13 protein-coding genes are annotated in these 15359 nt (G+C 75.2%); 9 read left to right on the top strand and 4 right to left on the bottom strand.

The window, feature by feature from the left end; translation table 11 throughout:
- Positions 1 to 56: 56 nt before the first annotated feature.
- Positions 57 to 632, bottom strand: coding sequence for a TetR/AcrR family transcriptional regulator (locus EMA09_RS01890; RefSeq protein WP_129838243.1), 576 nt, complete (start codon positions 630 to 632; stop codon positions 57 to 59).
- Positions 633 to 713: 81 nt separating this feature from the next.
- Between EMA09_RS01890 and EMA09_RS01885 the strand changes: the two genes are divergently transcribed.
- A complete protein-coding gene (locus EMA09_RS01885; protein ID WP_129838241.1) occupies positions 714 to 2153 on the top strand; it encodes an MFS transporter in 1440 nt (479 codons plus the stop codon).
- On the top strand, positions 2140 to 2631 hold the full coding sequence (locus EMA09_RS01880) for an NUDIX domain-containing protein (RefSeq protein ID WP_129838239.1): 492 nt from the start codon (positions 2140 to 2142) through the stop codon (positions 2629 to 2631). The genes EMA09_RS01885 and EMA09_RS01880 overlap by 14 nt, the downstream gene beginning before the upstream one ends.
- Here the strand turns inward: EMA09_RS01880 and EMA09_RS01875 are convergent.
- Genes EMA09_RS01875 through dhaK form a run of 3 tightly spaced genes read right to left on the bottom strand, consistent with a single transcriptional unit; the run spans position 2616 to position 4685 of the window.
- The gene (locus EMA09_RS01875) at positions 2616 to 3044 is read right to left on the bottom strand and encodes a PTS fructose transporter subunit IIA (protein WP_129838237.1); all 429 of its coding nucleotides are present in this window, start codon (positions 3042 to 3044) and stop codon (positions 2616 to 2618) included. The two genes, EMA09_RS01880 and EMA09_RS01875, sit on opposite strands and share 16 nt — an antisense overlap.
- On the bottom strand, positions 3037 to 3651 hold the full coding sequence (gene dhaL, locus EMA09_RS01870) for a dihydroxyacetone kinase subunit DhaL (RefSeq protein ID WP_240796190.1): 615 nt from the start codon (positions 3649 to 3651) through the stop codon (positions 3037 to 3039). The genes EMA09_RS01875 and dhaL overlap by 8 nt, the downstream gene beginning before the upstream one ends.
- A gap of 41 nt (positions 3652 to 3692) precedes the next feature.
- The gene (dhaK, locus tag EMA09_RS01865) at positions 3693 to 4685 is read right to left on the bottom strand and encodes a dihydroxyacetone kinase subunit DhaK (protein ID WP_129838234.1); all 993 of its coding nucleotides are present in this window, start codon (positions 4683 to 4685) and stop codon (positions 3693 to 3695) included.
- Positions 4686 to 4959: 274 nt separating this feature from the next.
- Between dhaK and EMA09_RS01860 the strand changes: the two genes are divergently transcribed.
- The 7 genes from EMA09_RS01860 (at position 4960) to EMA09_RS01830 (ending at position 15210) form a co-directional block, all read left to right on the top strand.
- The gene (locus EMA09_RS01860; RefSeq protein WP_168220624.1) at positions 4960 to 5979 is read left to right on the top strand and encodes a ScbA/BarX family gamma-butyrolactone biosynthesis protein; all 1020 of its coding nucleotides are present in this window, start codon (positions 4960 to 4962) and stop codon (positions 5977 to 5979) included.
- Positions 5970 to 6644, top strand: a complete 675-nt coding sequence (locus tag EMA09_RS01855; RefSeq protein ID WP_129838230.1) for an HAD family phosphatase — start codon at positions 5970 to 5972, stop codon at positions 6642 to 6644. The genes EMA09_RS01860 and EMA09_RS01855 overlap by 10 nt, the downstream gene beginning before the upstream one ends.
- Positions 6641 to 8284, top strand: a complete 1644-nt coding sequence (locus tag EMA09_RS01850) for an FAD-dependent monooxygenase (RefSeq protein ID WP_129838228.1) — start codon at positions 6641 to 6643, stop codon at positions 8282 to 8284. Before EMA09_RS01855 ends, EMA09_RS01850 begins: the two co-directional genes overlap by 4 nt.
- Before the next feature lie 8 nt (positions 8285 to 8292).
- Positions 8293 to 10617 (top strand): MMPL family transporter, encoded by a 2325-nt coding sequence (locus EMA09_RS01845; RefSeq protein WP_129838226.1) that lies wholly within the window; start codon positions 8293 to 8295, stop codon positions 10615 to 10617.
- Positions 10614 to 11657, top strand: a complete 1044-nt coding sequence (locus tag EMA09_RS28150) for an NAD-dependent epimerase/dehydratase family protein (RefSeq protein ID WP_168220623.1) — start codon at positions 10614 to 10616, stop codon at positions 11655 to 11657. Before EMA09_RS01845 ends, EMA09_RS28150 begins: the two co-directional genes overlap by 4 nt.
- 41 nt (positions 11658 to 11698) lie before the next feature.
- On the top strand, positions 11699 to 12838 hold the full coding sequence (locus EMA09_RS01835; protein ID WP_129838223.1) for an alpha/beta hydrolase: 1140 nt from the start codon (positions 11699 to 11701) through the stop codon (positions 12836 to 12838).
- Positions 12839 to 12954: 116 nt separating this feature from the next.
- Complete coding sequence (locus EMA09_RS01830) at positions 12955 to 15210, top strand: MMPL family transporter (protein WP_129838222.1); 2256 nt, start codon at positions 12955 to 12957, stop codon at positions 15208 to 15210.
- The last annotated feature ends 149 nt before the right edge of the window (positions 15211 to 15359 follow it).

Here is a 15359-nt window from a genome sequence, read left to right as displayed (position 1 = left end):
TGTCCCGCCGTGGTGACCGGGGCGGCGTCGTCGGCGCGTCGTGGGGGCCGGACGCGTCACGGCCGGGGGGCCGGTGGGCGGGCGGGCAGTCCGCGCAGCAGGGTGTCGAGGAAGATGTCGAAGCGGGGCGTGTCGTCCCCGAAGTCGTGGCCCTCCCGGTTCCCGAGCCAGTTGACGACGCCGAAGCCGAAGATGAGCCAGCTCTGCACCGCGAGGTCGTGCGGCACCCCCGCCCGTTCGAACGCGGTGACCACCCGTTCCCTGAGCAGCCCGAACGAGGCGGGGTTGTGCCGGTGCGGGCGGGCGACGCGGGCCGCGTAGCCGGGGACCGCGAGGAACTCGTCGTGCATGGCCCACGCCAGCCGCGCCAGCCAGTCGCGCCACGTGCCGGCGGTCGGCTCGTCGGCGGGCAGGACGCGGGCGACCATCACCTCGCTGACCAGGTCGAACAGGCCGTCCCGGTCGCGGACCCAGCGGTAGAGAGCGGAGTGCGACACGTCGAGGCGCGCCGCGAGGTCCCGCATGGTCAGCGTGTCGAGACCGCCGTCGAGGGCGGCCGCGACGATCCGCTCCCGGCTCAGCCGCGAGGGACGGCCTGGTCCGCGCCCCGAGGGTGTTGGTCGCGCTGTCATGGGCCGAGCCTAGCCACCCATATTAGTGACCAGTGGTCTCGAATCCTGTTAGGGTGCCCTTACCTGACGGAGGGAGCCCGCATGGACGGGACACGCACGCGGGCCGTACCGGCCCTGTTGGTGGTCGCGGCGACGGGGGTGGCGCTGGCCCAGACGGTCGTCGTCGCCGCGCTGCCGGTGCTCCAGCGCGAACTGCACACCCCGGCCGACGGCGCAGCCTGGCTGCTGACGGCCTTCATGCTGGCGTCGGCCGTCGCCACGCCCATCGCCGGCGCGTGGGGCGACCTGTTCGGCCACCGGCGGGTGCTGGCCGTCTGCCTCGCCTGCCTGGCCTGCGGATCGGCCGTCGCGGCGCTCGCCGTCGAACGGGGGTCCTTCGCCGGTGCCCTGACCGGGCGCGTGCTGCAGGGACTGTCCGGCGGCGCGTTCCCGATGGCCTTCGCGATCGCCCGGCGCGCGGTCCCCGCCGGGCGGGTCACCGGGCTCGTCGCCGCGCTCAGCGCCGCCTTCGGTGTCGGGGGAGCGCTCGGCCTGGTCGTGGCGGGACCGGTGACCGACGGTCCGGGGACGGCCGCCCTGTTCCTGATCGTCCTCTGCCTCGCCGTGGCCGCGCTCGCCGGCACGGCCCTCCTGCCCCCCGACGGGGCGCGGGCCGCCAGGTCGCGGGCGGTCGACCTCCCCGGCGCGGCGCTCCTCGCCGCGACGCTGGTCGCCCTCCTGCTGCTCATCACCGAGGGCGGCGGGGGAGGGCACCCGTGGACCGTGCCCGCGCTGTCGGCGGCGACCGTCCTCGGGGCCGCCGCGTTCGGGCTGCGGGAGGTCCGTACGCGCCACCCGCTGGTGGACCTCCGGCTCCAGCGCGGCCGCGCCCTGCTGACCACGAACGCCGCCACCTTCGTCGTCGGCACCGCCATGTTCGCGGCCGTCACCCTGCTGCCCCGCCTGGTCCAGACGCCCGGCGGGACGGCGGCTCCCGGGTTCGGGGCGTCGGCCGGCGAGGCCGGCCTCGTCATGATCCCGGTCGCCGCGCTCATGCTGGTGACCGGGCCCGCCGCGCCCCGGCTCGCCGCCAGGACCGGTCCACGGGTGCCGCTGCAGGCCGGCGCGGCGCTCGCCGCCGTCGCGTTCGGCATGCTCGCGGCCGCCCACGGCCACCTGTGGCAGTGCTACGTGGCGGGCGGCGTCCTGGGCGCCGGGTACGGGCTCGCGTTCTCGTCCCTCGGGACCCTCGTCGTCGCCGCCGTGCCGGCCGCGCGCACCGGTGCGGCGACCGGTGTCAACACGCTCCTGCGCACCGTCAGCGGCGCGGTCGGGGCGCAGCTCAGCGTCACGCTCCTCGGGTCCGGCGCGGCACCGTCCGAGGCGGCGTGGGTCCGGGCGTTCTTGACGTTCGCCGGCATCGCCCTCATCGGGGTCGCCGCGGCGTCCGTCATCCCCGGCGCCCGCGCGGGACGTGCGCCGGGCGGCCCGGCGGCCCCGCCCGCCGCCGCGGACATAGGCTCGGGGCATGCCGACTCCTGACTTCATCCTCGATCTGCGCCGCCACATCGGGCACGCCCCGCTCGTACTGCCCGGCGTCAGCATGGTGGTGCGCGACGACGCGGGCCGCGTCCTGCTGGGGCGCCGCGCCGACACCGGGCGGTGGGCGCTCATCGGCGGCATCCCCGAGCCCGGCGAGCAGCCCGCGCAGGCCGCCGTCCGCGAGGTGTACGAGGAGACCGCCGTCCGCTGCGCCGTCGAACGCGTCCTGCTCGTCCAGGCCCTGGAGCCCACCCACTACCCGAACGGCGACGTCGTCCAGTACACGGACATCGCGCTGCTGTGCCGGGCGACGGGCGGCGAGGCGCGGGTCAACGACGACGAGTCGCTGGAGGTCGGCTGGTTCACCCCCGACGCCCTGCCGCCGCTGACGCCGTTCGCCCACCACCGGCTCGCGCTCGCCCGGGAGGAAGGGCCGACCTGGTTCGAGCCGGCGGAGGCGGATCAGACCTTGCGGTAGGCGTACGCGTCGGCGGCGGCGCCCGCCACGGCGTCGAGGTCGGCGCCGGCCGACGCCGTCACCAGGGCCGCGACCGCGCCCTCGACGAACGGCGCGTCGAGAAGCCGCACGCCGTCCGGCAGCCCGCCCTCGTCCTCGGCGTCCGCGACGAGGGACTTCACCGTGAGCACCGCGCTGCCGAGGTCCGCGAGCACGGCGACCCCGGCGCCCCGGTCGGCCCGCCGCACCGCGTCGGCGATCCGGGCCGCCGACGTGCCGAAGCCGCCGTCGTCCCTGCCCCCGGCGGGGAGCACCGGCGCCAGGTCCCCGCCGCCGGCGAGCCCCGCCGCCATCCGCGCCACGGCGGCGGCGACCTCCTCGCTGTGCGAGACGAGCACGATCCCCACCACCCGGCGGTCGGCACGGTCAGTCATCCCCGTCCTGCCCCTCCGCCTCCGCCAGCGCCCCGATCAGCAGGGCGGCCGACGCCGCGCCCGGGTCCATGTGGCCCTTGCTGCGTTCGCCCAGGTAACTGGCCCTGCCCTTGCGGGCCTGCAGCGGGACGGTCGCCTCGGCGCCCGCCGCCGCGGCGCGGGCGGCCTCGGCGGTGTCCGGCAGGGCCTCGACCGCGGGCAGCAGCGCGTCCAGCATCGTCTTGTCGCCCGCCGCCGCGCCGCCGAGCCGCACCACCGCGTCGACGCCGGCGCGCAGCGCCTCCCGCAGCTCCTCGTCGCCGACGGTCTCCGCGCCGCCGAGGGCCTTGCCGGTACGGCGCAGCAGCGTCCCGTAGAGCGGACCCGACGCGCCGCCGACCGTGGAGATGAGCGTCCTGCCGGCCACCGTCAGCACGGCGCCCGGCGTCGCCGGCTCCTCCTCCGCCAGCGCGGCCGACACGGCGGCGAACCCGCGCCGCAGGTTGCTGCCGTGGTCCGCGTCGCCGATGGCCGAGTCGAGATCCGTCAGCCGGCCGGTCTCCCGCTCCACCGCCGCGGCGGCCAGCGTCAGCCAGCGCCGGAAGAATCCGGTGTCCCTCGCCGCCACTCCTGGCTCCTTCCCGTCGTCCGCCGCACCCCGCCGCCTCGTCAGCGGCCCCGGCGCAGCGCGGGCGTGCTGACCGGCGCGTCCCACAGCCGCAGCGCCTCGTCGTCCGCCTCGCACAGCGTGACCGAGCAGCCGGCCATGTCGAGCGAGGTCACGTAGTTGCCGACGAGCGTACGCGCCACCGTGACGCCCCGCTCGTCCAGGACGCGCCGCACGTCCGCGGCGAAACCGTACAGCTCCAGGAGCGGTGTGCCGCCCATGCCGTTGACGAGGGCCAGGACGGGACCGGCCGGCCTGCGGTCCGTCAGCAGCGCGTCCACCGTGTACGCGGCGATCTCGGCCGCCGTCATGACGGGGCGCCGCTCGCGGCCCGGCTCGCCGTGGATGCCGATGCCGAGCTCCAGCTCGCCCGCCGGCAGGTCGAACGTCGGCCCGCCCTTCGCCGGCGACGACGGCGCCGTCAGCGCCACGCCGAAGCTGCGGCAGCGCTCGGCCGTCCGCCGCGCCACCGCGGCGACCTCCGCGAGCGGCGCCCCGGCCTCGGCCGCCGCGCCCGCCAGCTTCTCCACGAACAGCGTGCCGCCGGTGCCGCGCCGGCCCGCCGTGTACAGGCTGTCGGTCACGGCCACGTCGTCCGCAACGACGACCCGTTCGACGGCGATGCCCTCGTCGTCGGCCAGCTCGGCGGCCATGTCGAAGTTGAGGACGTCCCCCGTGTAGTTCTTCACGACGAACAGCACGCCGGCGCCGCCGTCCACGGCCTGCGCGGCCTTCAGCATCTGGTCCGGCACCGGGGAGGTGAACACCTCGCCGGGACAGGCCGCGTCCAGCATGCCGGGCCCGACGAAGCCGGCGTGCAGCGGTTCGTGCCCCGAGCCGCCGCCCGACACGAGGGCCACCTTGCCCGCGACGGGCGCGTCGCGGCGGACGACCACGCGCCCCGCCACGTCCACGCGCAGCTCGGGGTGGGCGAGGGCGATGCCCCGCAGGGCGTCCTCGACGATCCGGTCGGCTCCGTTGATCAGCATCCGCATGACTGGCCTCCACGACGGGGGTCGGCCGCGGCCCCTGCGCGGCCGCGGCGCCGCTCACCCGCCCAGTATCCGCGCGAACCCGGCGGGGGGAACGGTTCAGCGCGCGCCGGGCGCGTACCAGCGGCGCACCGCCCTGGAACGCGCGCCCCGAGGAGGGGCCGCGCCCTTCAGCACGGCTTCAGCGATCCTTCCAGCGGCCGGTCAGCGCCGCCCGACACGATCTTCGCCAGGGCACCCGGTGGCGCCCCGAGCGGACCCGGAAGGAGAGCACGGCATGACCCTGCCCATGGAACTCCCCTCATCCACGGACCGCGAGCGGCTGCGCTTCGACGCGACCGTCCCGCGCGCGCTGGTGCACCGCGCGTCCGTGGCCGAGGTGTTCATCACCGATTCCATCGCCGCCCCCGGCAACCGGCCCGGTGCCGCCGAGGCGGCGTTCGAGGTCGCGGCACAGCTCCCGCGCGGGCACCTCATCGGGGAGAACCCGGCATCGTACGACTTCCTGCTCATCGTGGAAGTCCTGCGGCAGGCGGGCGTGTTCGTCGCGCACCGGCACCTCGACGTCCCGCTGGACAGCGCGTTCATCTTCAAAGAGATGCACTACCGCGTGCGGTCCCTGGCCGCGCTGCGCATCGGCGCGCGCCCCGCGCAGGTCGTCATCCGCATGACGGTCCGGCCGGCGCGCAACCGCGCCGGCCGCGTCCTCGGTCTCGACTTCGACGGCGTCCTGGAGATCGACGGGACCGCCGCGCTCCAGGCCGCCGGCGGGCTCACCTTCGTCAGCCGCCGGGCGTTCGACATGCTCAGGGCCAAGGGGCGGGAGCGCGTGCGCGGGGCCGACCCCGGCGCGACGCTCGTCGCCCGGCTCGCGCCCGCGCCCCCCGCCGCCATCGGGCGCCGCGACCCGCGCAACGTCGTGGTGACCGATCCGGCCGTGGACACCGGGGGCAACGCGCTCGCCCGTGTCGTCGTCGACACGGCGCACCCGCACCTGTTCGACCACCAGCTCGACCACGTGCCGGGGAACCTCCAGCTGGAGGCCGCCCGGCAGGTCGCCGTCGCGGCGGTCGCCCGGCTGCACGGCCTGTCCCCCGAGCACCTCGTGGTGACCGCGCTCGGCACCACGTTCACCGAATTCGCCGAACTCGACCTGGCCACCACCGTGCTGGCCAAGGTGGGCGGCGTGCGCCAGGGCGAGGAGCTGGGGCTCCTCACCGTGCCCGTCGCCGTCCGCACCGAGCAGAGCGGCACCGTCTGCAGCGATGTCACCGTGGAGGTGGCCCAGTGGGTCTGAACCGGATCGACACCCTCGTCGTCGACTACGGCGGCGTCCTCACCAATCCCCTCGGTGAGACGTACCAGTTGTTCGCGAACCGGGTCGGCGTCCCGCTGGAGACGATCGTCACGGCGTTCCTGCGGGCCACCGAGCGGTACGGCGCCACGCCCATGGCCGACCTGGAGACCGGCGCCATCACGGAGGCCGAGATGATCGGCCGCGTCACCGCCGAGCTGCCGCCCGGCACCGGCGACATCCTGGCCGGCCGGCCGTTCGGCGAGCTGTGGTTCCGCGGCCGCCACGCCAACGACGACCTCGTCGCCTACCTGCACGCGGTCCGCGCCGCCGGCGTCAGGGTCGCGCTGCTCACGAACAACGTCCGCGAATGGCGGCCGCGCTGGCGCGCCACGCTCCCTGTGGACGAGCTGTTCGACCTGGTCGTCGACTCGTCCGAGGAGGGCGTGCGCAAGCCGGACCCGGAGATCTACCACCGGCTCCTCACCCGGCTCAACGTCGCGCCCGACCGGTGCGTCTTCCTCGACGACACGGAGGAAAACCTCGTGCCCGCCCGCGAGTTGGGCATGCACACCGTTGCGTTCAGCACCACAGCACAGGCCGTCAAGGACGTCGGCACGCTGCTGGATCTCGATGTGGATCTCACCGCTGAAGGAGTCGGGGCATGACCGACGACCACACCGTCCTGATCGTCGGCGCGGGCCCCACCGGGCTCACCGCCGCCTGCACGCTGCTCCTCCACGGCGTGCCCGTCACGGTCGTGGACCGCCGCGGCGGACCGGCCACCGCGCCGAAGGCCCTGGTGCTGTGGAGCGGCGCCCTGGAGGCCCTGGACCGCCTCGGCGTCGCCGAGCCCCTCGCCGGCCGCGCCCTCGCGCTGGCCGGCGCCTCCTACTGGTCGCGCGGCCGCAAGGTCGCCGCCGTACGGTTCGGCGGCCTGGCCGGCACCCGGTTCCCCGGGCCGCTGTGCGTCCCGCAGCCCGTCACCGAGGAACTGCTGTACGACCGCCTCACCCGCCTCGGCGGCTCGGTCCGCTGGAACACCGAGGTCACCGCGGTCACCACCGCGCCCGAGCGCGTCACCGCCGTCCTGCGCTCGACGGACCCCGCACAGCCCGCGGAGAGCACCGAGACCGCGACCTGGCTGATCGCGGCCGACGGCATGCACAGCACGGTCCGCGACCGGGTCGGCGTCCCGTTCGAGGGCGCCACCTACCCCCGTGACTTCCTCCTCGGCGACGTCGTGCTCGACGCGGGCGGCGGCACCGCCCTGCCCGACCGCGAGGCGCAGTACCACCTGACGCCCGACGGGGTCCTCGTCGTCGTGTCGCTGCCGGAGGGCGGCCACCGCGTCTTCTTCGACCAGCGGGCCGGCACCCGCACCGACCGGCCGGACACCGCCGAGCTCCAGCGGCTCCTCGACGCGCGCGGCCCGGGCCGCTGGCGCATCACCGACACCTGGTGGAGCAGCCGCTTCCAGGTCCACACGAAGGTCGCCGCCGCGTTCCGCTCGGGACGGGTGTTCCTCGCCGGCGACGCCGCGCACGTCCACAGCCCGGCCGGCGGCCAGGGCCTCAACACCGGCGTCCAGGACGGCTACGACATCGGCTGGAAGCTCGCCGCAGCCTGCCGCACCGGCGACACCGCCCTGCTGGACAGCTACGAGGCGGAACGCCGCCCCGCCGCCGTCCGCGCCGTCGCCAACGCCGACCGGCAGACCAGACTGTGGCTCATCCGCAATCCGCTGCTGCGCCGCCTGCGCGACGCGGTCCTCGGCCGGCTGTCGCGCCGCGGCGCGCTGGAGCGGCGCTTCGTCCCCGAGCTGGCCCAGGTCGACCTCGACCACTCCGCGAGCCCCGCCGTCCAGCGCGGCGCCGGCCCCGAGGGACCGTTCCGGCCCGGCCGCCGCGTCCCCGACCTCGCGCTCACCCCGCTGCACGGCACCGACGCCGCCACGCTGCACGGCTACGTCGCCGCCGGCCGCCACACCGTCCTCGTCATCGACGACGGCCGCGCCCCGGACCGCGCCGCGCAGGCCGCAGCCGAGGTCAGGCGCCGCACCGGCGACGGGCGCACCGCCGTGCTGCTCGTGCGCGCGGGCTCCGGCGGCGTCCCCGCGCCCGGCGAGGCACCCGCGCACGACCTCGCGTCCGCCGCCCCCGACGAGGACCGCGCCGCCCAGCTCGTGTACGTCAGGCCCGACGGCACGGTCGGTGCCCGCTGCGCGCCGGACCGGGTCACGGACCTGCTCGCGCACCTGCCCGTGTCCGCGCCCGCCGCGTCCGGCGACCTGTCGGGACCCAGGTGAGGCCCGTCATGACCGCACCCGCACGCGCCACCGCCGCCCGCAGGGCGCGCTGGCCGAAGTTCGTCCTGTTCTTCGCCGCGCTGTTCCTCATCGACGCCGTCCTCGTCGGCGGCGGGGTCGCGGACCGGCTGCTCAACGGCGGCACCGAGGACACCTCCTCCGAGTCGGCCCGCGCCACCGAGCTGCTGGAGGAGACCTTCCCCACCAGCCAGCCGAACTTCGTCCTCCTCGTCCACCCCACCGGCGGCGCCGCCGTCGACGACCTCGACGTGGCCCGCGAGGGCATCCTCCTCGGCGAACGGCTCGCGTTCGAACCCGACCTGTCCGGCGTCACGTCCTACTGGCAGACCGGTGCCGACCAGCTCAGGTCCGAGGACGGCGACTACGCCATGGTGCTCGGCCACATCAGCGGCGGCGAGGACGAGGCCCAGGCCACCCTGGCCCGCATCGCCCCGCAGTACAGCGGCACGCCGGAGGGCACCGAGCACATCGAGGTGACGATCGGCGGGCGCGTCGCCGTCCTCGACGAGGTGCAGTCCACCATCGAGGAGGACCTGCTCACCGCCGAGCTGATCGCCCTGCCGATCACCCTGCTGATCCTCGTCCTCGTCTTCGGCGGCGTCGTGGCGGCGCTGCTGCCCCTCGGCGTCGGGATCGTCGCCATCCTCGGCACGAACGCCGCGGTGCGCGTCATCACCGAGTTCACCGACGTGTCGGTCTTCGCCCAGAACCTCACCACCGCGCTCGGCCTCGGCCTCGCGATCGACTACGCGCTCCTGATCGTCCGCCGCTACCGCGAGGAACTCGCCGCGGGCGCGGAGCCGGCCGACGCCGTCGCCACCACCGTCCGCACGGCCGGCCGCGCGGTGCTGTTCTCCGCCCTCACCGTCGCCGTGTCGCTGTCGGCGATGCTCGTCTTCCCGCTCTACTTCCTGCGCTCCTTCGCCTACGCCGGCATCAGCGTCGTCATCCTCGCCGCCGCTGCCGCCCTCACCCTGCTGCCCGCCCTGCTGATGCTCCTCGGCCACCGCGTGGACGCCCTGCGCATCCGGCGGCGCCGGAACCGGCCCGCCGCCGGGCCGGCCGAGGAGGGCCGCGGGTGGCTGCGGATCGCGCGGGCCTCCGTCGGCCGCGCCCCGCTGTTCGCCATCGGCACCACCGTCGTCCTCGTCGTCATCGGACTGCCCTTCCTGAACGTCCAGTTCGGCACGACGGACGACCGGCAGCTCCCGCAGGGCGCGGAGGCGCGCGTCGCCCAGGACGTGATCCGCTCCGACTTCGACAGCAGCGCCACCGCGACCGTCGAGATCGTCGCCCGCGAGGCCGACTCCGCGCGCGAGACGGTGGCCGACGCCCTCGACCGGTACGCCGTCGCCCTCTCCGGGCTGCCCGGTGTCTCGTACGTGGACACCCCGGTCGGCACCTACGAGGACGGCGAGCAGACCGTCTCGCCCACCCCCGCCCACTCCGTCCGCGCCGACGCGGGCATGAGCCACATCTCCGTCGTCCCCGACTCCGGCATGGAGATCAGCTCTCCCGAGGCCGGCACGCTGGTCGGCTCGGTCCGCGAGATCGGCGCCCGCGCCGAGTTCAGGGACTTCGAGACGCTGGTGGGCGGCGAGGCGGCCGTCCTCGCCGACAGCAAGGAGGCCATCTCCTCCCGCCTGCTGTGGGCCGGCGTCATCATCGTCGGCGCCTCGCTCGTCCTGATGTTCCTGCTGACCGGCAGCCTCTTCATCCCCGTCATGTCGGTCGTGCTGAACGCCCTGAGCCTCACCGCCATGTTCGGCGCGGTCGTCTGGGTCTTCCAGGACGGCAACCTGTCCGGACTCCTCGGCTTCACCGCGACCGGCACGATCGAGGTCACACTGCCGGTGCTGATGTTCTGCGTGGCGTTCGGTCTGTCGATGGACTACGGCGTCTTCCTCCTGTCGCGCGTCACCGAGGAGTACCGCCGCAGCGGCGACTCCCGCGCGGCGATCATCGCGGGCGTGCAGCGCACCGGAGGCGTCATCACCGCCGCGGCGCTCATCCTGTCCGTCGTCCTGGTCGCCATCGGGACCTCCCGCATCACCAACACCAAGATGCTCGGCCTCGGCGTCGCCCTCGCCGTCATCGTCGACTCCACGGTGGTGCGCGGCCTGCTGGTGCCGGCCGTCATGCGCCTGGGCGGACGCGCCACCTGGTGGGCGCCGGCGCCCCTGCGCCGCTTCCAGCAGCGGTTCGGCCTCCGCGAGGAACCCCTCGAACCGGAGCCCGCGGCCCCGCCACCACCGGGCACGGCGGTCCCGGCCGGCCCGCCCCGCGAACCCGTACTGGAGGAAACCCCGTGAGCACCCCCGCCCTGCGCCGGGTGGTCGTCACCGGCGCCACCGGCCTGCTCGGCACCGCCGTGACCGCCCGGCTCCTCGCGGACGGCACCGAGGTCACCGCCCTCGTCCGCGACCCGGACAAGGCACGCCGCCTGCTGCCCGCGGACGACCTCCTCACCACCGTGAGGGGCGACATCACCGACCCGGCGAGCTACCGTTCCGCCCTCACCGGCGCCGACGCCGTGATCCACACCGCCGCCTACTTCCGCGAGTACTACCAGCCCGGCGCCGACCTGCCGCTGCTGTTCCGCACGAACGTGGACGCCGTCACGGACCTCCTGCGCGCCGCCGTGGACGCCGGCGTCCCGGTCGTCGTGCAGACCAGCTCCATCAACACCCTGGCACCCGGCACCCCCGACGCGCCCGCCGACGAGTCCGCGCCCCCGCCGCCCGACTGGGAACGCAACGCCTACCGCGCCAGCAAGGTGCGCGCCGAGCGGGCCATCGCCGAGTTCTGCGCCCGCGAGGACCTGCGGGTGCCGCTCGTCCTGCCCGGCTGGATGTGGGGTCCGGGCGACGCCGGGCCGACATCGGCGGGACGCCTGTTCCTGTCCGTCGCCGAGGGCCGCCTGCGGGCGGTCCCCAGGGCCGGCAACCACATCGTGGACGCCCGCGACGTGGCCGCCGCCCTCGTGCGCGCCGCCACGGACGGCAGGACCCTGCGCCGCTACATCGTCGCCGGCCGCTGGCAGCGCCTGGCCGAGACCTGCCGCGGCGTCGCCGAGGCCGTCGGGGTGGGCGCGCCCCGGGAGATCCCCGCCGGCGCCGCGCTCACGTTCGCCGCCCTGCTGGAGACCTCGGCGAGACTCCGCCGCCGCGAGCCGGTCGCGACCCGCGAGGGCGTCCGCGTCCTCCTCGACGGCAACCGCACCCGCATCAGCTCCGACCGCGCCCGCGACGAACTGGGCGTCACCTTCCGGCCGCCGGCCGAGACGTTCGCCGACGAGGCCGCCTGGTACCGCTCCGCCGGCCTCCTCGCCCCCGCCCGGAGCGCCGCGTGACCCCCCGCCACCACCCGCCCGTCCCCCGGAGGCCCTGACCCATGCCGAACATCAGAACCGCCGTCGTGGGCGCGGCGGCCACCCTCCTCGCCCTCAGCCCCGCCGTCTGGGCCGTCGCCGCCGGCTCCGGGCCGGCGTCCCCGGCCGACCCCGCCGCGGCCGCCGCCGACGCCGAGGCCGACGCCGCGGCGGCAGCCGCCGCGACCGCCGAGCGGCTCGCCGACGAGGACATCGTCGACCTCCCCGTCACCTTCACCGTCGTCAACCAGAACCGCACCCTCGCCGCCTGCGCCGTCGACGGCGAGACGTACGAGATCCGCGGCCACCTCACCGCGCCGCGCGCGCTGCTGGAGGGGGCGGCGGCCGGCGAGGAGACCGCGATCACCCTGTACGAGCACGGCATCGCCGCGGGGGAGTGGTACTGGCGCCTCGACGCCGAGGGCTACCACCACGCCGAGGAGATGGCGCTGCGCGGCCACGCGTCCCTCACCATCGACCGCCTCGGCTACGACTCCAGCGACCGGCCCAACGGCCTCGACACCTGCATCGGCGGCCAGGCCGACATGGCCCACCAGATCACCCAGCAGCTCCGCGACGGCTCCTACACCGTCGAGGGCGGCGAGACCTGGGCGTTCGACCGGATCTTCCTGGCCGGCCAGTCCAACGGCGGCCAGGTCGCCCAGATCGCGGCGTACTCGTTCCGCGACGTGGACGGCGTCGTGATCATGGACTGGACCGACCTCGGACTCACCGACCAGGCCAACGCCCGCTTCTTCACCTCGCTCCAGACCTGCCTCCAGGGCGGGAACGAGGGCTACAGCTACTACGACCTCGGATCCGAGGAGTTCGCCTCCGGCAACTTCAACGACACCGACCCCGAGGTCCTGGCCCTCGCCGTCCCCCACCAGAACGCGCACCCGTGCGGCGACATGGTGTCGCAGCTCGCCGGCGTGCTGATGGACGTGCGGCAGATCCCCTCGATCGAGGTGCCCGTGCTGTTCATGTACGGCGAGAAGGACGCCCGCGTCGAGGGCGGCGCGGAGCACGAGGCGCTGTTCACCGGCGCCGAGTCCACCGAACTGATCGAGATCCCCGGCGCCGGCCACTACATGGGCCTCGCCCGGCAGGCACCGCTCGTGCACGACACCCTGGCGGACTGGCTGGACCGGCAGAGCGGCTGAGCCGCACCACCGGCGCGCCCCGCGCCCCACCGTCCCGGCCCACCTTCGTGTCGTGACCCGCCACCCCCACACCACCTGACCCCGTCCCGGGGCGACACAACGAGGAGTTGCGTTCCATGTCCGCATCACCGCCACCGCTGCGCAGGCTGGGTCTGCTGGCCGCCCGGCGACGGCGTGCCGTCCTGATCGCCGGGGCGGTCGTCCTCCTCGTCGCCGCGGTCCTCGGCGCCGGCGCGCAGAGCGTCCTGTCGCTCTCCCGGTTCGAGGCCGAGGGGTCGGAGTCCGACACCGCCGAGGAGATCCTGCACGAGGAGTTCGGCGACGGCAGCCCGAACTACCTGCTGCTCGTCGAGGCGCGGCAGGGCACGGTGGACGACCCCGCCGTGGCCGACGAGGGCCGCCGCGTCGCCGACGAACTGGCCGGCACCCCCATGGTCGCCACCGTCGACTCCTACTGGTCGCGCGACATGAGCCCCACGCTCGTGAGCCGCGACCGCACCCAGGCCCTGATCGTGGCCTGGCTGGACGGCGACGCGACCGCCGTGCGCGAACAGCTCGCCGACACGACGGAGGAGATGGTCCGCGAGACCGACCTCGTCACGGTGCGCGCCGGCGGCCAGGACGAGATCTTCCGGCAGGTCAGCGACACCTCGCGGGAGGACTTCCTGCGGGCCGAGATCGTGCTGATCCCGATCGTGTTCCTGCTGCTCGTGTGGGCCTACCGCCGCTGGTCCGCGGCCGGGCTGACGCTGGGCGTCGGCATCTTCTCCGTCCTCGGGACCCTCGCGCTCCTGCGGGGCGTGACGGCCTTCACCGAGGTGTCGACCTTCGCGGCCAACCTCGCGCTCGTCCTCGGGCTCGGCCTCGGCATCGACTACAGCCTGTTCGTCATCGCCCGCTACCGCGAGGAGCGGGCCGCGGGCCGGGACCGGGAGACCGCCGTCGTCCGCACGGTCGAGACGGCGGGACGGACCGTGCTGTTCAGCGGCGTGACGGTGGCCGCGTCGCTCGCCGCGCTGTTCGCGTTCCCCTTCCCGTTCCTCCAGTCGTTCGCCTACGCGGGCATCGCCGTCGTCGCGACCGCCGCGTTCGGCGCCGTCGTCCTGCTGCCGGCCGCGCTCGCCGCCGTCGGCCACCGCGTCGAACGCCGTACGCCGCCCGCCGCCACCACCGACGTGGCGTCCGGCCGCTGGTACCGCCTCGCCCTGCGGGTGATGCGCAAGCCCCTGCTCTACGGCCTGCCCGCGCTGGCCGTCCTGCTGGCGCTCGGCTCCCCGTTCCTCGGCGCCCGGTTCGGCCTGCCCGACGAACGCGTGCTGCCCGCCGACGCCTCGGCGCGCGTCACGCAGGAGGAGATCCGCGAGAACTTCGACACCGAGGAGACCGACGCCCTCCAGATCGTCGCCACGGGCGTCGGCGCACCCGCCGACAACGCCGCCGACACGGAGAGCTACGCGACCGCGCTGTCCGCCCTGCCCGGCGTGTACCAGGTCGACACCCACACCGGCTCCTACCGCGACGGCGCCCTCACCGAGGTCCCCGCCGGGGCGGCCGGACGGCACGCCGCCGACGACGCGCTGCGGCTGACCGTCACCGCGGACCGCGCCGCGCTCGACGGCGACATGTCCGACCTCGTCGAGGCGGTACGGGCCGAGCCCGCGCCGTTCGACGTGCTCGTCGGCGGCTTCCCCGCCGCGATGACGGACTTCCGCGCCGACCTCTTCGAGAGGCTGCCGCTGGTCGTCGGCATCATCCTGGTCGTCACCTTCGTCATCCTCTTCCTGATGACCGGCAGCGTCCTGATCCCGGCCAAGGCCACCGTCGCGAACATCCTCAGCCTCAGCGTGATGTTCGGCTCGCTCGTGTGGATCTTCCAGGACGGCAACCTCTCCGGCCTGCTCGACTTCACCCCAGCGGGCCGGATGGAACCGAGCATCCCCATCCTGATGTTCTGCATCGCCTACGGCCTGTCGATGGACTACGAGGTGTTCATCATGGCCCGCGTGAAGGACGAGTACGACCGCACCGGCGACAACACGGCCGCCGTCGCCGCGGGCATCCAGCGCAGCGCACCGCTCATCACCGCCGCCGCCGGCATCCTCGCCCTCACGTTCGCCGGCTACGTCACCGGCCAGGTCGTCTTCCTGAAGGAGCTGGGCGTCGGCATGGCCCTGGCCGTCCTGGTGGACGCCCTGCTCATCAGGACGGTGCTCGTGCCCGCGTTCATGCGGCTCGCGGGTGACGCCAACTGGTGGGCGCCGGGGCCGCTGCGCCGCCTGCACGAGCGCTTCGGCCTGAGCGAGGACCCGGCGGCCCCGGAGCCGGCCGGCCCGGCCGCCGCCGACCCGCAGCTCGCCGGAAGCAAGGGGTAGCCGGACGCCGCCACCGAGTCACGGCCCGCAGGTCGCGCCCCTGCGGGCCGTTCCCCTTCCCGGCGGCCCGGAAGAAGCCGGGGACACCGCGCCGCGGCCGCACGACGCCCGGACGGCGCCGTTTCCCGGTCACGTACCGGGGCAGTCGG

The organism is Streptomyces sp. RFCAC02 (assembly GCF_004193175.1).
Classification (GTDB): domain Bacteria; phylum Actinomycetota; class Actinomycetes; order Streptomycetales; family Streptomycetaceae; genus Streptomyces.
This window is presented reverse-complemented; position numbering and strand designations above follow the sequence as displayed.